We start from the raw sequence: 19,374 nt of genomic DNA on the forward strand, positions 1-19,374 counted from the left end.
GCCTGCGGCTCTACTCCGCCGCTTCTTCCGCTACGCGATAAAAGCTCAACACCGCATCGCCTTGCTCGAGCAGTCGAAAACGCGACAGCGCGCCCACTCGCTCGGGCAAAGGCTTCTTGCGCGTATGCTCGGCGACCACGATCGCACCGGCGTTCAGCAGCACATCATGCTGACGCGCCAACGTGCGTAGCGTCGCGTCATACTCCTCGGCGGCTTCGTAGGGCGGATCGAGGAAAACGATGTCCGCGCCCTGTGCTCGTCCCAGCTTTGCTGCAGCCTTTGCCATGTTCTCCAACGCACGCGCTACGCTGCGCGTTTCAAGCTGCGTGCCTGCGGAGATCTTCAACATCGCTAGATTCTTGCGGAGTGCCGCCAGGGCTGGCGGCGCGTTCTCGGCGAAGATGCACGAGGCAGCGCCACGACTCATCGCCTCAATCCCCACCGCTCCCGAGCCGGCGTAGAGGTCTACAAAGTGCGCGTCCTGTACATACGGCGCGAGCACGTTGAAGAGCGTTTCACGCAGGCGATCACTGGTCGGCCGCGTGTCCATTCCCTTCGGCGCGTCCAGCAGGCGCGAGCGATACGTTCCAGCAATAACCCTCATCACGCATGAGGATACCGCAGATGCGAGGTCCGAACGCGAGACGCGAAGCTGCAAGCCGCCCCGCTCCTGGAGCAACTCATATCTGACCTCTCACCGACATCATCCCCCACCACCTACAATGAGAGATGATGTTTCGCTCGTCTATTCCGCTTGGCCGATTCTTTGGCGTGCATGTGCGTGTGCACCTTTCGTTCCTCCTGCTGCTCGCGCTCTTCGCGGGCTCCGCGCCTCTGCTCGGATACACGGTACTGCGCGGCCTCGGCCTGTGGCTCGCGCTGGTAGCTGCGGTCATCGTGCGCGAACTCGCGCGCGGCATCGCTGCAGCGTACGTCGGCATGGACCTGCGAGCGGTATTCCTCTTCCCCATCGGCGGCGTTATGGCGCTCGCGCAGGACGGCGCGCAAGCCGACAAGAAGAACCAGCGCATCATTGCCATGGCCGGGCCCGCAGCGAACGTCCTCGCCGTGCTCATCATGGTGGGCACGGCTTACGCCTTCCAGCCTGGCTTGCATCTACTCCAGCAGCCGTGGCTCACCTTCGCGCACATCCTTCGTGCGTTTGTGTGGATGCAGGTCGTCATCGCCATCACGGGTCTGTTGCCCTCCGCGCTGCCCAACCGCAAGCTGCTCGCGCGCCGCGGCGAAACCGATGCGCCGCGCAAGCCGATGGCCAGCACCACGCCACCGTTCCATCTCGGCTCGATGGTCGCGCTTGCCGTAGCACTCGCGGGCATCGCCATGATGAACCCGTGGATCATCGCCTTCGGCGGCGTTATCTTCCTCATCGCGCAGGTGAACTTCGCCAGCAAGCCGCAGAACATTCCGCCAGCCATCTCGCCGCTCGTGCACGAAGTGATGCTCACAGACATCAAGCTCATCAGCAGCTCCGACACGCTCGCGGGGGCGCTCAACGCTACCGTGCACTCCATGCAGGAAATCTTCCCCGTCGTGCGTGGTGAGCAGCTCGTCGGCTCCGTCACGCGCGACACCATCATCACGCAACTGCGCGTGCATGGCGACGGCTACGTGCAGGGCGTTATGAGCAAGACGCTGCACTTCGCCCAGCCCCAGGAAAAGCTCACCACCGCGCTCGAACGCTCTGCACAACTCGGCGCCAGCGAGTTCATCCCGGTCGTCGAAGAGGACGGTCGACTGCTCGGCATCCTCACCCCCGGCAGCCTCGCGCGTGCCGTGCAACTGGTGCGCGTAGCTACGCCCGAGCGCGGTGACGCCTGATGCAGCTTGAACCCAAACCCATCGCACCGGGGCTGTACCTCGTCGCCACGCCTATCGGCAACCTCGACGACATGACCCTGCGCGCGCTGAACGTGCTGACGAACGCCGACCGCATCGCCTGCGAAGACACGCGCCAGACCGCGAAGCTGCTCTCGCACTTCGGCATCTCGACGCCCACGGTCAGCTACCACGATCACAACGAGCTCTCCCGCTCTACGCAACTGCTCGAGCAGCTCAAACAGGGCGCGCGCATCGCCGTCGTCTCCGACGCCGGCACACCCGGGATCGCCGACCCCGGCGCGGTGCTCGCGGCTGACGCTATCGCGGCGGGAATCGCTGTCTTCCCTATCCCCGGCGCGAACGCCGCGATCAACGCATTGATCGCCAGCGGACTCTCTGCCGAGGCCTTCGCCTTCCACGGCTTCCTGGCCGCGAAAGAAGGCGCACGCCGCACGCAGCTTGAAGAGCTACGCACACAGCTCGCCGCCTCAAAGAGCGGCGCAACGCAGATCTTCTACGAGACGCCGCACCGCATCCTCGGTGCGCTCGAAGACGTGCGCCTCGTCTTCGGCCCCACGCACCGCATCGCCCTCGCACGCGAGCTCACGAAGCTGCATGAAGAGTTCCTCCGCGGCACGGTCGCCGAGCTCGAAGCAACGCTCTCCGCCCGCGAAAACATCCGCGGCGAAATGGTGCTGATGATCTCCGGCACGGTGCAGGAAGAAGCTGCCGTTACAGGTTCACTCGCAAAGGAAGTCGCCGCGCTCATCGCCTCCGGCGTCACCGAAAAAGACGCGCTAAAGCAAGTTGCCAAGGCACGAGGCCTTGGCAAGAGCGAAGCGTATCGCGAGTGGCAGCGCGTGAAGCGCTAGCCCATTGCATCTCTCATGAAAACGTCACCATGTTTGTCCAGCTTAGCGTGGACCATTTCCCGTTCTTCTTCTCAAGCGCGACCCACTCCCAGTTGCCGCAAAGCCCACCGCACCACATCCCTTGATGCACGAGCGCTAGCGTGTGCTGTGGATTGAAGTAGACCTCGGAAAATTCATGCAGCCCCGCAGCATCGGGAAACTCAACGACCTCGTTCTCCGCGTGGCGTCTGAATTGCTGCGCCTGATAACGCTTCTTCGCCGCTTCATCAAGAAGATGCACCGGAAGCACATCCCTAAATTTTCCACCATCCAGCGCAATGACGTCATGACAATGAGCATCGTAATCCGCCATCACCGCATCCCACTCAGCCTTGCGATCCTCCGGTGGACGAACCGCAGAATGTGGTCCGGCCCCGAGTAGTTTCTTGCCCTCATCGCAAGCGAAATTCATCGGCAGCGCGTAGGTCGTGGCCTCGAGTAACCATTGCTTGCGGGGAGCACTTCTCCCCTCAATGGGTCCCTGCTCAAGCAAGTACGAATAGATCACGTAGCTATCGTCCGACCGCTCCGAAGACATCACTTGAGCCTGTGCAAACTTGGGCTCCGCCTGCTTCGGAGCCTGCGCACGCCCGCGCAGCCAAAAAACACAGAGAACGACAGAGAGGAGCACCAGCTTTTTCATAAGAGAACTCCGAAAGATCTTCGCTACGGCAAAATCCTACAGATGCTCGCGCATATAGCAAGAAGAAGTTCCACCTCAAAGACAGAAACCCCGTTCATGCGCCAATCAGGCACATAAACGGGGTCTGCGAGATCTTCAGAAAAATCCTAAACGTGCTCACGCCCGCGCAGGCGATCGTACATGTACACATCGCTCGTCGTGCCCATCGCTTCGTTGTACAACACCAGCGCGCCTGCGGCTTCCTTCAGCTCTTCGCTGAACTGATGAATGGCCCGCAACTGGTCGGCCGTTGCCGGAATCTCCAGCTTCGACGTCTTCAAAAACTTCTGATACCCGCGATCGAGGATCAGAGCGATCTCGCCGTTCAGCACCCAGCCGCCCTTCACCAGCAGACGTACCGCAGCGCCCTTCTCTGCCGAAGGAGCGATCTCTGCCGCGCAGCCGTACTTCGACACGCGACGCGCGCCAGCCGAACGATTTGCACCCTCGGTCGCCGGCGAAACATCAAACTTCTCGTTGCCGAGCGTGGAAAGTACTTCATCGAACGTGGGTTGCGTCTTCGTCTTGGCCATCGGAAATCCTTTGCTCGGGGGCGAACCGTGGGTTCGCCTGTTTCAGCTACACTCAAACCACTGTCGCATAGATGGCACAGGCGCTTCAAACGATGACTGCAAACGACACCAAGACTCTCGGCTCCGCACTGCTCGAACGCGTAGGAAATACGCCCCTCATTCGCCTCGATCGCCTCACGGCTGATCTGCCAGGCGTCCAGATCCTCGGCAAAGCCGAGTGGGCCAACCCCGGCGGCAGCGTGAAGGACCGCGCGGCCTCGGCTATCGTCGCGGACGCGCAGGCCAAGGGCCAGCTCGCACCCGGCAAACATCTGCTCGACGCGACCTCCGGCAACACCGGCATCGCATACTCCATGCTCGGCGCCGCCATGGGCTTCCCGGTCACGCTCTGCGTGCCGTCGAACGTCAGCCCCGAGCGGAAGCATATCCTCGCAGCCTACGGCGCGAACATCGTGTGGACCGACCCCGCCGACGGCTCTGATGGTGCCATCCGCATGGCGCGCAAGCTCTTCGCCGAGCAGCCCGAGAAGTACTTCTACGCCAACCAGTACGGCAACGACAACAACTGGCGCGCGCACTACAACACCACCGCGAACGAGATTTGGCAGCAAACTGATGGCCGCGTGACGCACTTCGTCGCGGGCCTCGGCACCTCGGGCACCTTCGTCGGCACCACGCGCCGCCTCAAGGAACTGAACCCGAACATCCAGTGCTACTCCATGCAGCCCGACTCGCCGTTCAACGGCCTGGAAGGCCTCAAGCACATGGAGACGGCCATCGTTCCGCCGATCTACGACGCCATGCTCGCCGACCGTGACATCCCCATGGAGACCGAGCGCGCCTACAGGATGGCCAAGCGCCTGGGCCGCACACAGGGCCTGCTCGTCGGCGTCAGCGCGGCCGCCGCGGTCACCACGGCGCTCGATGTGGCCAAGGAAGAGGCCGCCGCCGGACGCGAGGCCGTTATCGTCACGATCCTCTGCGACTCCGCCGACAAGTACCTCAGCGAGCGCTTCTGGTCGGACCCGCGCTACGACGAGATTTCGTAGCAGTTACACTTTTCATCAAGACAAACGAACAAGGAACGACGTGAGCCTTCTCCTCTCCCAAGCCCTTTACGACGAACTTCGACAGCACGGCGTGGAAACCTATCCCTACGAATGCTGCGGCATCATGCTCGGCAAGGCCGTGGGCGAAGGCCTGCGTGTCGAGAGCCTCATCCGCGCCGGAAACACCCGCACCGACTCTGCGCACAACCGCTACAACATCGCGCCGCAGGAGCTCATCAAGGCCCAGCGCGAGGCCCGCACCGCCGGCCTCGACATCATCGGCTTCTACCACTCGCACCCTGACCACCCCGCGCAGTGGTCCCAGACCGACTTCGCCGAAGCCCACTGGTTCGGCTGCGCCTACGTCATCACGGCGGTCGACCACGGTCACCCCACGGCGACGAACAGCTTCCTGCTCAGCGGCACCAGCGAAGAGGACAAACAGTTCCTCCAGCAGCCCATCGCGGTCGAGTAAGCACCCGCACATTCCGCGCAAACCACAACGCCCGCCACGAATTTCGTGGCGGGCGTTGCATTTCCTAACCGACAGCCGCGTCTACGGACGCGCGCCGATCTTGTTCATTTTTGATGCCAGCGCCAGTGGCGCGACAACCGGCGTGCCGAGGCCGACATACATAACAATCGGGCCGGAGCTTGCGCCCATCACAGCCACCCACACGTTACCGGAGCCGTCGATCGCGATACTGTTCGGCGCGCCGATAGAGGTACTCACTGGTCCAGCCGTGCCTCCCGTCGTTCCCGCAGTGCCTGTGAATCCCGACGTCGGCGTCAAAGCAACACCGGCACTCGAGAATTTCGAGATCGAACCGCCTGTCGTGTTCGGCACCCAGGCATTGCCTGAGCCATCAATTGCGATGGTTCGCGGAGCCTTGAGTCCGCCACCGGTGTAGGGCGGTTGCATCGTGTACGAAGTTCCCGATCCTGTAAATTTCACCAGCGCGTTGTTCGCACTGTCGACGACCCACACACTGTTGCTGTGGTCGATCGCCAGCCCCGACGGTGTTCCAATGGAGTTCGTATGGAATCGAGCATACGTATTCGGGTTTGCCTGCGAAAACACCGCCACGCCCCCCGGATTGCCGCCATTGACCAGATCGATCCAGACATTGTTGTTTGAATCCACAGCAGCGTCCGGCCCAACCATATCTACAGGCAATCCATTCTGATAGTCCGTGTAGTCCCCTGAAAGGATCCTGAATCCCACACTGCTCGACAACGGTGTCGGGCCAAACGCGATCACTTCGGCACCGGCTTGAGAATTCAACGCGCACTCAGTGGTGTCGTTCTGATCGATAGCAAGGCTATAGCTATTCGAACAAAGGTCTTCGTTGTACGCCGAGGCGCCGTTGACAGGAAGCTGGTGAAGATAGGGCCCAAAGGTGTAGTCATAGTCAGTCATGTACACGTTGTGTTTGGAGTCCACGGCGACCGTAAGTAGATAGTCCCCGCCATACCCGTCCGCTACAGCCAACAAGCTCCCTGCATATCCGGCCTTGCTGCCAGCAAGGCGACCTGCTGATGTGTAATAGCTGTTGGAGAAGCGATAGAAACCTGCTTGACCAACCCATACGTCGCCGTTCCAGTCCGTTGCAAGCACATACGGATCTGCGGCTTTGCCGTAGTCATCCACAGGAAGCTGCAGGCTGATTGCAAGCGTAAAGTCGTTCGGCGCTGTCGCGAGCGTGGGCTGGAATGGAACCTGCGACGGCATATCGCTGTACAGCTTCGCTAGCGTCACCGGCGAGGTCGAGACACCCACGGGGTTATGGGCCAGATTCATCATGGCCGTCACGGTATCTGCCGTGGTCGGCGTACCCGTAAAGGCATACAGATCTGCGCAGGGCGTGCTCGTAACGCCTGAAGTCTGAATGCAGTCCGCCATGATGTCGGCAATGGTGTTGATTGTTGCCGTGGGAACGGTACCGTTGCCCGCAGGCGTTTTGGTGAGCGCCGTGCCCGAGCCTTCGCTCACGAGGTTGAATACGTTGGAGAAAGCATTCGCCATGCCTGTGACAGCCTGCGCCTGAGTCGTGTTGCCTGTCACACCTTCGTCGTCGGAGATGTGCGTGGAATCCGTCGCGAAACCCGCCACAGCATAGGCTGCGGCCACGGTAGACACCTCATTCACGTTCACAACCGTCGCCGACGTCACGGTCGAGCATTCGCCGAGCACCGCCATCACAGCCGCTGTTGCGTTCACACCGTTCACGCCGCCGCTCTTCGTCGGGTCGCCGCCCATCGTGTTGCCGCCCAGCGCGTAGACATACAGCTGCTGCCCCGTTGTACACGGGCCCCACTTGCCCGTCAGGACGAAGCTGCCATCGGCGCCGCTGGTGACGTAGTAGTTGCCGTTCGTGTCCACGCTCGTGCCCGTGGTGCTCTTGATCAGCGAGACAGACTTGTTCGTCGTAGCCGCTGCCAGCCCGGGACCTGCGTTGCCGGCAGTGCCTGCCGCAAACAGATACACCTTCGCGCCGTTGACCGGAATGTTGCCGCCGATCACCTTGCCGGAGATCGCAACGTTATGCGCATCAACGATGTCGCCGCTCGGCGCACTGAGGTTCGACATACCGCAGCCCGTCAGCGCCAAAACGCCCAACAAAGCCGCAGAAGCCAGTGAAAGGTTGAACCACCGCGAACGATGATTTTGCGGAGAGCCACTCGATGAAAAAACGCAGCAATTGAACATGAGGATCCTTGGGTTTTATGGGTAAGAGGACGTCTGAGGAAATTCAAATGCAAGCGTTTGCCTAAGTCAACGCAATTCCGTCGGAGAAAGATATTTCCGCAAAGCGCTCGCTGGTGCGGAGTAAGCCACCAATCAACTCGCGGGTGACAGGAGTTCACTTCCGACAAGCCGACTTCACGGTACATGTACCCGTCACTTCGCAAGGCACCTGATGAAAAAGGTAGATGTGGACTCCGACCTTAGTACAGCCTCAGCCGGACTCGTCTTGCGGTACGCTTCCAGAATGGCGAAGAAGAAAGATCTTCAGGGTGTCGCACACGATATTGCCCATCATGCAGGTAGCGGATTGAGCTATCTTTCACCGCATCTCGCCATGGCGATGAGAGAAGCATCCAGACAGACTGTCACAATCGATCTGTCACGTGAAATGCCCTACCCGCAAGATGTAGCTGAGGTAAAGCCCTTGCGGCTGGCCCTTAAAGCTCTCCATTTGAAAGCGTCAGAGATTCTCAAGGGGTATGGCTTTGAATTTCGTGACCTGAGTTGCCTCATCCTGTTTGTCACACCAGACGCCAGCGATCAAGCCGGGTACACACTTCACACCAGGACGGTCATCGTTTGTGAGAGCAAGCAGTTTGACTCGGGCTGGCTCTAGGCGTCTGCGCCATTCCATAACGTCGTTGGCGATGTGGCTTCGCGGACGGACAGATAGGTCCTGCTAAACGCCCTTGTAGGAAGAACAGGTGCTGACTCATCGGCGTGCGGCCTAGAAGCAGCTTGCACACAACATGAGAGAGCGCCGCTCCAATTTCGGCAAAGATGCGGCCCGGTCGTCGCTATGCGCCACCTGAGGATGAATCCTGACGCAATCCTCGCGCATCTCGTAGAATGGAAAACAAATGAAGATCCACATCCCCACACCGCTGCGCGCTTACACCGACAAGCAGGAAACTGTTTCCGTCGATGGCGCCACCGTGGCTGAAGGGCTTGAGGCGCTTACCGTCGCGTATCCCGCGATCAAGCAGCACCTCTTCTCCCCCGACGGCAAGCTGCGGAGCTTCGTCAACGTGTACCTTGACGACGAAGATGTCCGCTACCTCCCGGAAAAGGAAGCCACCACCGTAGCTCCCGAAGCCGAACTCACGATCATCCCTTCCATCGCTGGCGGCTGTTGTAGCCCGCTGGCTGCCGGCTGTTGTCGCTAGGCTAAGCTCCACCAGCCGCGAGAACCCGCAGCCCCGTTCCCCCTACAATCTGAACCAGCCTCTGCGTCGTGAGCCGTTGCTCGCGCTATCGCCTACACGAAGGAACCCGATGCCAGCCACCTTTGAAGCACCCACCGCCACCGAGCTGCCGAAGCTCTCTAACGAAGAAATCGCCCGCTACTCGCGGCACCTCATCCTGCCCGAAGTCGGCATGGAAGGCCAGCAGAAGCTGAAGGCCGCGAAGGTGCTCTGCGTCGGCACCGGCGGTCTGGGTGCGCCGCTGGCGCTCTACCTTGCCGCCGCGGGCATCGGCACCATCGGCCTCGTCGACTTCGACGTCGTCGATGAATCCAACCTGCAGCGCCAGATCATTCACTCGCAGTCCACCGTCGGCAAGCTCAAGGTCGACTCGGCCGAGATCATGCTCAAGGGCCTGAACAAGAACGTCAACGTCATCAAGCACAACACGATGTTGACCTCGGCCAACGCGCTCGAGATCTTCAAGGACTACGACGTCATCGCCGACGGCACCGACAACTTCCAGACGCGCTACCTCGTCAACGACGCCTGCGTGCTCACCGGCAAGCCCAACGCCTACGGCTCCATCTTCCGCTTCGAGGGCCAGGCATCGGTCTTCGCCACCGAGGAAGGCCCCTGCTACCGTTGCCTCTACCCCGAGCCGCCGCCCCCGGGCCTCGTCCCGAGCTGCGCTGAGGGTGGCGTGCTCGGCATTCTGCCCGGCCTCGTCGGCGTCATTCAGGCGACCGAGGTCATCAAGCTGATCCTCGGCATCGGCGAGCCGCTCGTCGGCCGTCTGCTGCTGGTGGACGCGCTGAACATGGGCTTCCGCACGCTGAAGCTGCGTAAGAACCCCGCCTGCCCGGCCTGCGGCACTCGCGAGATCAAGGAACTGATCGACTACGACCAGTTCTGCGGCATCGCTCCGCCGACCGAAACCGGCCCGCTGGAAGTGTCTTCCTTCGGTTCGGTCGCGGCCGCCAACGTCGTGGACGGCATCCCGCAGGTGACGGTCGAAGAGTACAAGGCGCGCCTCGATAAGGGCGACAAGCCCTTCCTGCTCGACGTCCGCGAGCCGCACGAGTACGCGATCGTCAACCTCGGCGCACCGCTCATCCCGGTGGGCCAGGTCGGTTCGCGCCTTGCGGACATCCCCGTTGGCAAGGACGAGGAAATCCTCGTGCACTGCAAATCTGGCGGACGCTCGCAGAAGGCCGCACTTGAGCTGAAGGCCGCAGGCTTCACCAACGTGAAGAACCTCGCCGGCGGCATCACAGCCTGGGCCGAGCGCGTCGACACCAGCCTGCCCAAGTACTAGTCCCCCGAAAGACGCATCCAACCTAGCGACTGCCGCGATACACTCAGGCAGTCGCTTTTACTTTCTCCGCCGGGGCCCGCGTGACGACGACCATCGCTTCATCTCCGCAACTCGGCATAGAATCCCTCGAAACGCTGCAGCGCATCCACATGGCACTGCTCGAGGACCACGACCCCGATACGCTCTGCCAGTCCATCTACGCGCCGCTGCATGAGCGCGCGGGCGTGGACGTCTACTTTCACTTCCTCACCGCGCCCGATGGCGCCCACCTCGAGCTGGTCTCCTCCGCTGGCAGCCAGGCCGTGCGCGCGATGCTTGGCACACGCCTGAACCTCGGCCAGGCGGTCTGCGGTTTCGTCGCCCAGCACCGCGAGCCGATGCGGCTGGAGAACATCGAATCCCGCAACGATGAGATGACCTCGATGGTGCGCGAGGCCGGTGTGCGCGCCTACGCCTGCTTTCCGCTCATCCGCCGCAATGAGGTGCTCGGCACCATCTCCTTCGGCAGCACGGTCTACTCCAATTTCACCGACGAGCAGTTCGAGCTGTTCGCGCTCATCGCCCACGGGATGGCCCTCGCCACCGAGCGCCGCCGCCAGACCGAGTATCTCCGCACCATCGAGCAGTTTGCCGCCGCCGGACGCATGAGCGCCATCCTCGCGCATGAGGTCAACAACCCGCTCGAGTCGCTCGCCTCCGTGCTCTATCTCCTGCAGGACGAGGTTCCCTCTCCGCACGGCCGCGAGTTGCTGGAGATGGCCAACTCGCAGGTGACGCGTCTGGCCGAAACCGCACGACGCATTCTCGAGACCTTCCGCGGCACCGGCGCCACGCCAAAGATCACCGACATCTCGGCGCTCACTCGCGAACTTGTTGCGGACATCTCCCTGCCCCGCGACGCGCACCTCGTCACGGAGATCACCGACGGCCTTTGCTGCAAGGTCATCGCTGGCGAAGTGCGCCAGGTGCTCTTCAATCTGCTGCTGAACGCCGCACAGTTTTCACCCCTCGGCGGCCGCGTGCGTCTCTCGGTACAGCCCTGCGACGGCTATGCGGAGATCCGCATCAGCGACGAAGGCGATGGCATCAGCGAAGCCAATCGTGGCAAGGTGTTCCAGCCGTTCTACACCACGCGGGCCAAGGGCGGCACCGGCATCGGCCTGTGGCTTTCGCATGAGCTCGTCGAACGCAACGGCGGCACACTGCGCTTCGAGTCTACGGCCACGCCCGGACACGGCACGACCTTCGTCGCACGCCTGCCGCTGGTGGACTAAGGCTTCGCGAGCGCAGCCTTCAACGGCCCCAGCTCGCCATCGGTCTTCCCCGGCTTCAACTGCAGAATTTTCGCCACGAAGCTATACACGTCGACGTTGTCAAAGCTCTCAATCTTGGTACCGGGCTTCACGTCAGGGCCTTCCGCGTAGAAGATCGCCTTCATCTCCGGCGTCGCCATCGCGTTGAAGCCGTGGCTGCCCACGTACGGGTGCCCCGAAGGCTTCCGCGGATGCCACATCACGCTGTACGGCGCGTTCGGCACGATCACCGGATCGCCCTCGCGATCGTTGTCACGGTAGTAGAGCTCCTTCGGCAGATCATGGCGGCGATAGACGCTGAAGCGCGGGTCGTTTTTCGCCTTCAACTCGCGATAGATGCGCTCTTTCTCTGCATCCGACTTGGGATACACGAACGGCCCTTCGGTGCGCGCTCCACGCAGATCGACCATGGTGTCCAACACTACCGGCGTTTCGTCGAGCTTGATCATGCCGTGGTCGGCGGTGACGATGAGGTCCACCGGCAGCCCCGTCGACTGGATGCCCTCACGCAACTCGCCGATCAACGCATCGACATGCTCGACCGCTTCCTTCGCCTCCGGCGACTCCGGCCCATAATGATGCCCCGCATCATCGGTGTTCGCGTAGTACAGCGTGAGGAAGTGCGGGCGCTCGGCCTCGGGCAGCTTCAGCCACGCGATGATCTGCTCCACGCGCTTGTCGTCGTCAAGCTTGCCGTCGAAGTGCAGATAGTACGAAGGCCGCTTGCCCGCGATTTCCGCCTCCGACCCCGGCCAGAAGAAGCACGCCGAGCGCATGCCCTGCTTCTCTGCCAGCGACCACAGCGGCACGCCGCGATACCAGCTTCCATCCGAGTTCGTCTTCGAGTCCGAGTAGAGATAGCGCTCGTGCCGCGCAGGGTCCCAGAACTCCATGCCGACTAGGCCGTTGTGCTCCGGTCGCAGACCGGTCACCAGCGCGTAGTGGTTCGGAAACGTGATCGACGGATACGAAGGCCTCATACCCTTGGGCGTGCTCGCGCCGTCTGCGGCCATCGCATCGAGATGCGGCGTCGCGTATAGGTGCGAGTAGTCGTAGCGGAAGCCGTCGAGCGACACCATCACCACGTAATGCTTGGCGAGCGTCGCGCTTGCGTTCGGTGGATTGTTGGCGTGGATGACCGGCGTGATGTCCTGCGCAAACAGGACGGACGCCGATGCCATCGCCGCACTCAAGAGCCACGAACGCAAACGCATACTCACCTCACAAAATTAGTCGGTCGCGTGATCGTCGCTGGTGAGAATCTGCAGCACCAGCGGCGCTTCGAGCATGTACTCCAACGCCGCGATCTCGGCCACAGCCCTTTCCAGCGTCGAACGCAGGCAAGGCTCGGTCGTCACCACGAACGGCAGCTTCTCCGCCGCGTATCCACGATGCTGTAGCAGCGAATCGATGTTCACGTTGTACTTCGCCAGCGCGCCTGCGATCGCCGCAACGATGCCCGGCTGGTCCGCCACCACGAAGCGAATGTAATGCGGCGCGGTCACGTCGCCGTCTACGCTCGAGGCCGTCGCCGGGAAGCGCACAGCCGCAGCGCCCGCTGCAATGCGCAGCACGTCGCTCGTCACCGCCACCGCCGTCGGATGACCGCCAGCACCGTGGCCCGAGAAGACCACGTCGCCGCCGAACTCACCGCTCGTGACGACCATGTTCTGCGTGTCATGCGACCACGCAATCGGCATCTCCTTCGGCACCAGCATCGGACCGACTCGCGCGTGAACCTTGCCGCCCGCAACCTCTGCGCGCGAGACCTGGCGCAGCGTGCAGCCGAGTTCCTTCGCGTACGCAAAATCAATCGCCGCCACCGTCGAGATCGTCTGCGCCGGAACCTCATCGGGGTTCAACTCCGCACGCAGCGCGAGGCGCGACAAAACACACAGCTTCGCGCGTGCGTCGAATCCATCGACGTCCGCCGACGGATTCGCTTCCGCATACCCGAGGCTCTGCGCGGTCTTCAGCACGTCGGCGTATTCTGCGCCCTTCTCCATCGCACTCAGAATGAAGTTGCAGGTGCCGTTCAGAATGCCCGAGATGCGCGTGATCTTGTCGCCGCTGAGGCCCTGCGTGATGCCCGGAATTACCGGCACGCCGCCAGCCACCGCAGCGTTGTAAAGCAGGTGGACCTTCTTCTCCGCAGCCAGCGCCAGCAGCGTCGCGCCGCGATACGCAATGAGCTGCTTGTTCGCCGTCACGATGTGCTTTCCAGCATGGATCGCCGTCGTCAGCCAGCCTTCGATCGGCTCAAGCCCACCGATGACCTCAACGACCACATCAACATCTTCCGCAGTCACCACTTCGGTTGCGTCCGAGGTCCACTTCACCTCTGCGCCGACAAACTTCGCGCGCTCGTGCGATTTCTTGCGCTCTACGTCGCGGTTAAAGATGCGTGTGATGCGAACATCTGCGCCCGTCGCTGCAAGCACCTCTGCAAACGAACTACCGACCGTGCCAAAACCCAAAAGACCAACGCGCAACGCCACTGCCTCCTGCATTTAGTACTCCACCTTGAAGGGACTCTTCTCCCAGGCCGCAAAGCTCTCCCACGCCTCGGCGGAGAGCAACGGCTTGATCGGCTTTTCGCGCTCCTCGTGCGGGCGCTTCAGTTCTTCGTAGAACGCCGCGTCGTCGAAGCCGACCTTCGCCGCATCTGCTGCACTGTTGCCGTAATAAATCGTGTCGATGCGCGCCCAGTAGATGGCCGCCAGGCACATGGGGCACGGCTCGCAGCTCGTGTAGATCTCGCAGCCGTTCAGCATGAACGTGCCCAGCGCGTTGCAGGCGTTGCGTATCGCGGTGACCTCGGCGTGCGCCGTAGGATCATTGCCCGCCGTCACGCAGTTCGCGCCCGTGGCAATCACTTCGCCGTCTTTCACGATCACAGCGCCAAACGGCCCACCATTGCCGCTGGTGACGTTGGTGGTTGCAAGCTCAATCGCCTGCTGCATGAAGCGCGGTTCTGCCTTGTGCTCACCCATCGATTACGTATTTCCGTTTCCGGCCTTCCGGAAGGAGTTTCAACGGCCCAGTCTGGAAGGCATAATCAGAAGTTAATGGTACACGCTATCCGCAGCCGCCGTGTGGTCACGCCCGAGGGCGTTCGTGATGCTGTCGTCGTCATCGACGGCGAATGCATCGTTGCCGTCAAGCCGTTTGCAGAGCTTGCCCCCGGCACGCCTGTCGAAGATCTCGGCGACGTCGCACTGCTCCCCGGCCTCATCGACGCACACACGCACATCAACGAACCCGGTCGCACCGAGTGGGAAGGCTTCGCCACGGCGACGCGCGCGGCCGCTGCCGGCGGTTTCACCACGCTCATCGACATGCCGCTCAACTGCCTGCCGGAGACGATCAACGTCGCCTCGCTCGAGATCAAGCGCGAGGCCGCCAAAGGGCAATGCCTGGTCGACTACGCGCTGTGGGGCGGCGCGGTCGATGGCAACGAGCATGAGCTCGAGCCGCTCGCCGTCGCCGGCGTGCCCGGCTACAAGTGCTTTCTCATCTACCCCGGCTGCGATGGCTTCACCTCCATCGATCGCGAGAACCTCGAACTCGCGCTGCCGCACATTGCGAAGACCAGGCTGCCGCTGCTCGTGCACGCAGAGCTCGCCGCCCCCATCGACGCAGCCGTCGCAGAACTCAACAGCAGCGGCGCAAACTGGCGCGAGTACAAGACCTATCTCGCCTCGCGCCCCGACGAAGCTGAACTGCAAGCGATCGAGATGCTGCTGGAGTTGCAGCGCAAGTACGGCTTCCGCCTGCACATCGTGCACCTCGCCACGGCGAAGGCGCTGCCCATGCTGCGCGCAGCGAAGGCGGAAGGCCTGGCGCTCACCGTCGAAACCTGCCCACACTACTTGCATCTTGTTGCTGAAGAGATCGCCGATGGCGCCACGCTCTTCAAGTGCGCGCCACCGATTCGTTCTGCTGCCAATCGCGATGAACTCTGGCAGGCCCTGCTCGACGGCACGCTCGACCTTATCGCCACCGACCACTCCCCTTGCCCGCCAGAGATGAAGCGCCTCACGGCGACCGAACCCGGCCAGGAGTGCGGCCGCTTCGACGAAGCCTGGGGCGGCATCGCCTCTCTCAGCACCGCGCTGCCTGTGTTGTGGACCGAATTTGCGCGCCGCGGCATCGGTCTTGAAAAACTCGCGCAGTGGATGTCACTCGCGCCCGCGCAGCTTGCAGGGCTCAGCGAATCCATCGGCTCCATCGAGCCCGGCAAGCACGCGAACTTCGTCGCGTTCGACACCGAAGCCAGCTTCACGCTCACCGAAGCCGATCTGCATTATCGCCACAAAGTCTCGCCGTATCTCGGCGAAACGCTGCAGGGCGTGGTGCGCGGCACCTGGCTGCGCGGCGCAAGACTCTACACCAACACCAGCGGCAGCGGTGTGTTCGCCGACACAGCGAACGGCCGCGAGTACGCACTATCCTGTGCTCTCGACTAATCTCGATCTATGTCTTTGAACTTCACTCCATCCTCGAACCCGATTCTGGAAGCATGGAACCGCACTGAGCAGGACACGGCCACGCAGACCATCCTGCCCTGCAATGGCTCGCGCGCGTGGGCCATCGGCGTTGTGAACGACTACCCTTACGACACGCCCGAGCAGCTCTTCGCTTCGGCCGACAAAGTCTGGTGGTCGCTCGACGCAGGCGCATGGCAAGAGGCCTTTGACTCGCATCCGCGCATCGGCGAAGCCAAGGCCAAAGCGGCCACCGAGAAGTCGCTCTCGTGGAGCGAAGGCGAGCAGGCAGCCGCAAACCCTGACGATCTGGTGAAGGCACAACTCGCCGCCGCCAACAAAGAGTACGAAGCAAAGTTCGGTCGCATCTTCATCGTCTGCGCGACAGGAAAATCTGCCGCAGAGATGCTCGCCATCCTTCAAAAGCGCATGAGCAACGACGCGGCCACCGAGCTCCGCGAAGCCGCTGAACAACAACGCCAGATCACACAGCTTCGCCTGCGCAAGTGGCTCGAACTCCCGCTCGATTATCCCGCTGCGCCTGCGATCAAGGAAGCAAAGTAATGGGTCTCTCCACACACATTCTCGACGTCAATCTCGGCAAGCCCGCAGCGGATGTTTCGCTCGTCCTGAGCTGCCTCAACGAAGATCAATGGGACGAGCTCGGTCGCGGCTCCACCGATGCCGATGGTCGTTGCCGCACGCTGCTCGGCGATCATCATCTCGAGGTCGGCACCTACAAGATCCGCTTCGCCACCAGCGAGTACTACGCCGCGCAACACATCACCGGCCTTTATCCTTACGTCGAAATCGTCTTCAACGTTCGCGAACCCGAGCAGCATTACCACATCCCGTTGCTGCTGACAGCGCACGGCTACTCGACGTATCGCGGCAGCTGACACCACTCCCCCGAGAAGCAGATCCACACGAAAGAGGAAACACATCGATGGCAATCGCAAAACTCGCTGACAACCGTTATGGCAAATCGCTCGTGCGCATCGTGCGCGTCACCAAGCACGAAGACCACCACGACCTCGACGAATGGACCGTGCAGATTCTGCTCACGGGCGACATGGAGACGGCGCACACCGAAGGCGACAACTCGAAGATTCTGCCAACGGACACGATGAAGAACACCTGCTACTTCGTCGCCAGCGAATCGAAAGCCACATCGATCGAGGAGTACGCGAAGGCGCTCATCGACTACGTCCTCACGCGCCAGTCGCACATCACCAGCGCCGAAGTCATCGTGAAGTCGCACCTCTGGAAGCGCCTCACCGTCGACGGCAAGCCATATCCCACGGCCTTCATGCGCGGCTCAGAAGAAGTCGCTACGACGCGCGTCGTGCGCCAGCAGGGCGGCGAGTTTGAAGTCGTCAGCGGCCTCGATGGACTCTTCGTGCTGAAGACCACGCAGAGCAGCTTCGTCGGCTACATCAAGGACCACCTCACCACGCTGCCCGAGACCACCGACCGCCTCTTCGGCACCGTCGTAAAGGCCGAGTGGACCTATACCGACGACGTCAATATCGCAGGCTTCGACTTCAACGCCACACGCGAACTCATCCGCGAGACGATGGTTCAGACCTTCGCCAAGCACGAATCGCTGAGCGTGCAGCAGACCCTCTTCCAGATGGGCGAAGACGCGCTCGCCGCGACCGACACCATCGAGAGCGTCTACATGCTGATGCCGAACAAGCACAACCTGCTGATCGACCTGAAGCGCTTCGGCCTCGAGAACCCGAACCACATCTTCGTCCCCACCGACGAGCCGCACGGCACGATCGAAGCCACAATCGTCCGCGCGTAAACACCACCTCCGAGTGCCCATCTCGCTCACCACGAACGGGTGCCCCAGGTCTCGCTTCTGAGACCTGGGTTCGCAGGATCCCTCCACCAGCAAGCTCTCTCCTCACCGAGAGAGCTTTGTTCTTTACTCACCACGAACGCCATCGCGCACCGTAGCGCCCTCCGCAGTTTCCTTTCCTTCCCCCGCCCCACACGCAACCACTACAATCCCCCCATGACCCCGAACGACCGCGCCGAACGCATCATCGCTCGTTGCCGCGAACTCGCACGCATCTCTGACGTCGAAGGCGAAACCACGCGCCTCTTTCTCTCGCCGAAGACCCGCGACGCGCACACATTGCTCTCCTGGTGGATGCGCGAGGCCGGGCTCGAGGCGCGCACCGACGACATCGGCAACCTGCGCGCCGTGCGTCGCTCGGCACACGACGACGCGCCCACGCTCGTGCTCTTCTCGCACATCGATACCGTGCCCAACGCTGGCGCCTTCGACGGCCCGCTCGGCGTCATTCTCGGCCTCGAAGCCATCGCCGCCCTCGCGCAAACGCCGCTCCCCTTCCATATCGAACTCATCGCCTTCAGCGAAGAAGAAGGCGTTCGCTTCGCGTTCCCGTTTCTCTCCTCACGCGCCGCAGTGGGCGAACTCACCGACGAACATCTCGCCCACACCGACAAAGACGGCATCACAGTCGCCGACGCACTCCGCAACTTCGACCTCGATCCGGCACGCATCGCCACGACCGCGCCCTTCGCATCGAACACCTTCGCGGCAATCGAGGTGCACATCGAGCAAGGCCCGGTGCTCGAAAGCGAGAACGCCTTCATCGCCGTCGTCGAAGCCATCGTAGGCCAATCGCGCCTCTCCTTCACCTTTGAAGGCCAGGCCAACCACGCAGGCACCACGCCCATGGCGCTACGGCATGATGCGCTTGTCGCCGCCGCGCACTTCATCATCGAGGTCGACAACTACGCGAGCAATCATCGCCAACTCGTCGCCACCGTCGGCCGCATCGAGGCCCTGCCCGGTGCGATGAACGTCGTGCCCGGCACCGTGACCTGCACGCTCGACGTGCGCCACCCGAAGGACGAGTCACGCCACGCTGCCGTTGCCCACCTCGTCACCAAGGCCCAGGCCGCAGGCGAGCATCGCGGCGTCAAGGTGAAGGCCACGCTGCTCAGCGAGCAACGTGCTGTGCCGATGGACCACGCGCTCACGCAGAAGCTCCACGCGGCGGCCGAGCGCGCGGGCCACGACGCACTGCAACTCTTCTCAGGCGCAGGCCATGACTCCATGATCGTCGCGTCGCATGTGCCGACGACGATGCTCTTCGTGCGCTCCCCCGGCGGCATCAGCCACAACCCCGCCGAGGACATACGCGCCGAAGACGTCGAAGCCGCGCTCGGCACCCTCGTTAACCTGCTGCTGCACCTGCATCCGCACCAGTGAGTCGCAGGTTCTAAGTTCTACGTTGTAAGTAGGACGTCGGCACCAGCCAAAACTTA

At 62.2% G+C, this 19,374-nt stretch carries 20 protein-coding genes; 13 read left to right on the forward strand and 7 right to left on the reverse strand.

Annotation, left to right across the window (positions count from 1 at the left end; translation table 11 throughout):
* Positions 1 to 10: 10 nt before the first annotated feature.
* Positions 11 to 658 carry a 16S rRNA (guanine(966)-N(2))-methyltransferase RsmD gene (gene rsmD / locus OHL11_RS10925; protein WP_317890646.1) on the reverse strand — a complete coding sequence of 216 codons (648 nt, stop codon included), beginning with the start codon at positions 656 to 658 and terminating at the stop codon, positions 11 to 13.
* A gap of 74 nt (positions 659 to 732) precedes the next feature.
* On the opposite strand from rsmD, the gene OHL11_RS10930 reads away from it, so the two are divergent.
* On the forward strand, positions 733 to 1,839 hold the full coding sequence (locus OHL11_RS10930) for a CBS domain-containing protein (RefSeq protein WP_263371540.1): 1,107 nt from the start codon (positions 733 to 735) through the stop codon (positions 1,837 to 1,839).
* Positions 1,839 to 2,711 (forward strand): 16S rRNA (cytidine(1402)-2'-O)-methyltransferase, encoded by an 873-nt coding sequence (rsmI, locus tag OHL11_RS10935; protein ID WP_263371541.1) that lies wholly within the window; start codon positions 1,839 to 1,841, stop codon positions 2,709 to 2,711. Before OHL11_RS10930 ends, rsmI begins: the two co-directional genes overlap by 1 nt.
* A 13-nt stretch (positions 2,712 to 2,724) precedes the next feature.
* Here rsmI and OHL11_RS10940 read toward each other — a convergent pair whose 3' ends face one another.
* Both OHL11_RS10940 and OHL11_RS10945 read right to left on the reverse strand, forming a co-directional pair.
* Complete coding sequence (locus OHL11_RS10940; RefSeq protein WP_263371542.1) at positions 2,725 to 3,393, reverse strand: hypothetical protein; 669 nt, start codon at positions 3,391 to 3,393, stop codon at positions 2,725 to 2,727.
* Between the two features lie 146 nt (positions 3,394 to 3,539).
* Complete coding sequence (locus OHL11_RS10945) at positions 3,540 to 3,965, reverse strand: hypothetical protein (protein WP_263371543.1); 426 nt, start codon at positions 3,963 to 3,965, stop codon at positions 3,540 to 3,542.
* 92 nt (positions 3,966 to 4,057) lie between these two features.
* On the opposite strand from OHL11_RS10945, the gene OHL11_RS10950 reads away from it, so the two are divergent.
* Positions 4,058 to 5,014: a PLP-dependent cysteine synthase family protein gene (locus OHL11_RS10950; RefSeq protein ID WP_263371544.1), complete on the forward strand. Its 957-nt coding sequence runs from the start codon at positions 4,058 to 4,060 to the stop codon at positions 5,012 to 5,014.
* A gap of 40 nt (positions 5,015 to 5,054) precedes the next feature.
* On the forward strand, positions 5,055 to 5,489 hold the full coding sequence (locus tag OHL11_RS10955; protein ID WP_263371545.1) for a M67 family metallopeptidase: 435 nt from the start codon (positions 5,055 to 5,057) through the stop codon (positions 5,487 to 5,489).
* A gap of 81 nt (positions 5,490 to 5,570) precedes the next feature.
* Here OHL11_RS10955 and OHL11_RS10960 read toward each other — a convergent pair whose 3' ends face one another.
* The gene (locus tag OHL11_RS10960) at positions 5,571 to 7,604 is read right to left on the reverse strand and encodes a Vgb family protein (protein ID WP_263371546.1); all 2,034 of its coding nucleotides are present in this window, start codon (positions 7,602 to 7,604) and stop codon (positions 5,571 to 5,573) included.
* A 403-nt stretch (positions 7,605 to 8,007) separates the two neighbouring features.
* On the opposite strand from OHL11_RS10960, the gene OHL11_RS10965 reads away from it, so the two are divergent.
* The 4 genes from OHL11_RS10965 to OHL11_RS10980 all read left to right on the forward strand — a co-directional run bounded on the left by OHL11_RS10965 (position 8,008) and on the right by OHL11_RS10980 (position 11,539).
* On the forward strand, positions 8,008 to 8,379 hold the full coding sequence (locus tag OHL11_RS10965; RefSeq protein WP_263371547.1) for a hypothetical protein: 372 nt from the start codon (positions 8,008 to 8,010) through the stop codon (positions 8,377 to 8,379).
* 244 nt (positions 8,380 to 8,623) lie between these two features.
* The gene (locus OHL11_RS10970) at positions 8,624 to 8,929 is read left to right on the forward strand and encodes a MoaD/ThiS family protein (RefSeq protein WP_263371548.1); all 306 of its coding nucleotides are present in this window, start codon (positions 8,624 to 8,626) and stop codon (positions 8,927 to 8,929) included.
* Positions 8,930 to 9,038: 109 nt separating this feature from the next.
* Complete coding sequence (moeB, locus tag OHL11_RS10975; RefSeq protein ID WP_263371549.1) at positions 9,039 to 10,265, forward strand: molybdopterin-synthase adenylyltransferase MoeB; 1,227 nt, start codon at positions 9,039 to 9,041, stop codon at positions 10,263 to 10,265.
* A gap of 80 nt (positions 10,266 to 10,345) precedes the next feature.
* Complete coding sequence (locus tag OHL11_RS10980) at positions 10,346 to 11,539, forward strand: sensor histidine kinase (protein ID WP_263371550.1); 1,194 nt, start codon at positions 10,346 to 10,348, stop codon at positions 11,537 to 11,539.
* Here the strand turns inward: OHL11_RS10980 and OHL11_RS10985 are convergent.
* From OHL11_RS10985 to OHL11_RS10995, 3 genes are read right to left on the reverse strand one after another with little or no spacing between them, the layout of a single operon-like run.
* Entirely contained in the window at positions 11,536 to 12,792 is a 1,257-nt protein-coding gene (locus tag OHL11_RS10985; RefSeq protein WP_263371551.1) for an alkaline phosphatase family protein, read from the reverse strand. The two genes, OHL11_RS10980 and OHL11_RS10985, sit on opposite strands and share 4 nt — an antisense overlap.
* Before the next feature lie 15 nt (positions 12,793 to 12,807).
* Complete coding sequence (locus OHL11_RS10990; RefSeq protein WP_263371552.1) at positions 12,808 to 14,088, reverse strand: homoserine dehydrogenase; 1,281 nt, start codon at positions 14,086 to 14,088, stop codon at positions 12,808 to 12,810.
* The gene (locus OHL11_RS10995) at positions 14,089 to 14,571 is read right to left on the reverse strand and encodes a nucleoside deaminase (RefSeq protein ID WP_263371553.1); all 483 of its coding nucleotides are present in this window, start codon (positions 14,569 to 14,571) and stop codon (positions 14,089 to 14,091) included.
* Positions 14,572 to 14,646: 75 nt separating this feature from the next.
* Between OHL11_RS10995 and allB the strand changes: the two genes are divergently transcribed.
* From allB to OHL11_RS11020, 5 genes are all read left to right on the forward strand, one after another.
* On the forward strand, positions 14,647 to 16,047 hold the full coding sequence (gene allB, locus OHL11_RS11000; protein WP_263371554.1) for an allantoinase AllB: 1,401 nt from the start codon (positions 14,647 to 14,649) through the stop codon (positions 16,045 to 16,047).
* A gap of 9 nt (positions 16,048 to 16,056) precedes the next feature.
* Entirely contained in the window at positions 16,057 to 16,629 is a 573-nt protein-coding gene (uraD, locus tag OHL11_RS11005) for a 2-oxo-4-hydroxy-4-carboxy-5-ureidoimidazoline decarboxylase (RefSeq protein WP_263371555.1), read from the forward strand.
* Positions 16,629 to 16,964: a hydroxyisourate hydrolase gene (uraH, locus tag OHL11_RS11010; protein WP_263371556.1), complete on the forward strand. Its 336-nt coding sequence runs from the start codon at positions 16,629 to 16,631 to the stop codon at positions 16,962 to 16,964. The genes uraD and uraH overlap by 1 nt, the downstream gene beginning before the upstream one ends.
* Positions 16,965 to 17,011: 47 nt before the next feature.
* Positions 17,012 to 17,875: a factor-independent urate hydroxylase gene (pucL, locus tag OHL11_RS11015; protein WP_263371557.1), complete on the forward strand. Its 864-nt coding sequence runs from the start codon at positions 17,012 to 17,014 to the stop codon at positions 17,873 to 17,875.
* Between the two features lie 213 nt (positions 17,876 to 18,088).
* Entirely contained in the window at positions 18,089 to 19,318 is a 1,230-nt protein-coding gene (locus OHL11_RS11020; protein WP_263371558.1) for an allantoate amidohydrolase, read from the forward strand.
* The last annotated feature ends 56 nt before the right edge of the window (positions 19,319 to 19,374 follow it).

The sequence above is a fragment of the Granulicella cerasi genome (assembly GCF_025685575.1).
Classification (GTDB): domain Bacteria; phylum Acidobacteriota; class Terriglobia; order Terriglobales; family Acidobacteriaceae; genus Granulicella; species Granulicella cerasi.

Bases quoted from the DNA above. Each gene is read 5' to 3' on its own strand.
- OHL11_RS10990 (WP_263371552.1), bottom strand. From the start codon at position 14,088: ATGCAGGAGGCAGTGGCGTTGCGCGTTGGTCTTTTGGGTTTTGGCACG.
- moeB (WP_263371549.1), top strand. From the start codon at position 9,039: ATGCCAGCCACCTTTGAAGCACCCACCGCCACCGAGCTGCCGAAGCTC.
- OHL11_RS10930 (WP_263371540.1), top strand. From the start codon at position 733: ATGTTTCGCTCGTCTATTCCGCTTGGCCGATTCTTTGGCGTGCATGTG.
- pucL (WP_263371557.1), top strand. From the start codon at position 17,012: ATGGCAATCGCAAAACTCGCTGACAACCGTTATGGCAAATCGCTCGTG.
- OHL11_RS10940 (WP_263371542.1), bottom strand. From the start codon at position 3,393: ATGAAAAAGCTGGTGCTCCTCTCTGTCGTTCTCTGTGTTTTTTGGCTG.
- OHL11_RS10985 (WP_263371551.1), bottom strand. From the start codon at position 12,792: ATGCGTTTGCGTTCGTGGCTCTTGAGTGCGGCGATGGCATCGGCGTCC.
- OHL11_RS10945 (WP_263371543.1), bottom strand. From the start codon at position 3,965: ATGGCCAAGACGAAGACGCAACCCACGTTCGATGAAGTACTTTCCACG.
- allB (WP_263371554.1), top strand. From the start codon at position 14,647: ATGGTACACGCTATCCGCAGCCGCCGTGTGGTCACGCCCGAGGGCGTT.
- OHL11_RS10995 (WP_263371553.1), bottom strand. From the start codon at position 14,571: ATGGGTGAGCACAAGGCAGAACCGCGCTTCATGCAGCAGGCGATTGAG.
- OHL11_RS10965 (WP_263371547.1), top strand. From the start codon at position 8,008: ATGGCGAAGAAGAAAGATCTTCAGGGTGTCGCACACGATATTGCCCAT.
- uraD (WP_263371555.1), top strand. From the start codon at position 16,057: ATGTCTTTGAACTTCACTCCATCCTCGAACCCGATTCTGGAAGCATGG.
- uraH (WP_263371556.1), top strand. From the start codon at position 16,629: ATGGGTCTCTCCACACACATTCTCGACGTCAATCTCGGCAAGCCCGCA.
- OHL11_RS10950 (WP_263371544.1), top strand. From the start codon at position 4,058: ATGACTGCAAACGACACCAAGACTCTCGGCTCCGCACTGCTCGAACGC.
- rsmI (WP_263371541.1), top strand. From the start codon at position 1,839: ATGCAGCTTGAACCCAAACCCATCGCACCGGGGCTGTACCTCGTCGCC.
- OHL11_RS10960 (WP_263371546.1), bottom strand. From the start codon at position 7,604: ATGTCGAACCTCAGTGCGCCGAGCGGCGACATCGTTGATGCGCATAAC.
- OHL11_RS11020 (WP_263371558.1), top strand. From the start codon at position 18,089: ATGACCCCGAACGACCGCGCCGAACGCATCATCGCTCGTTGCCGCGAA.
- OHL11_RS10970 (WP_263371548.1), top strand. From the start codon at position 8,624: ATGAAGATCCACATCCCCACACCGCTGCGCGCTTACACCGACAAGCAG.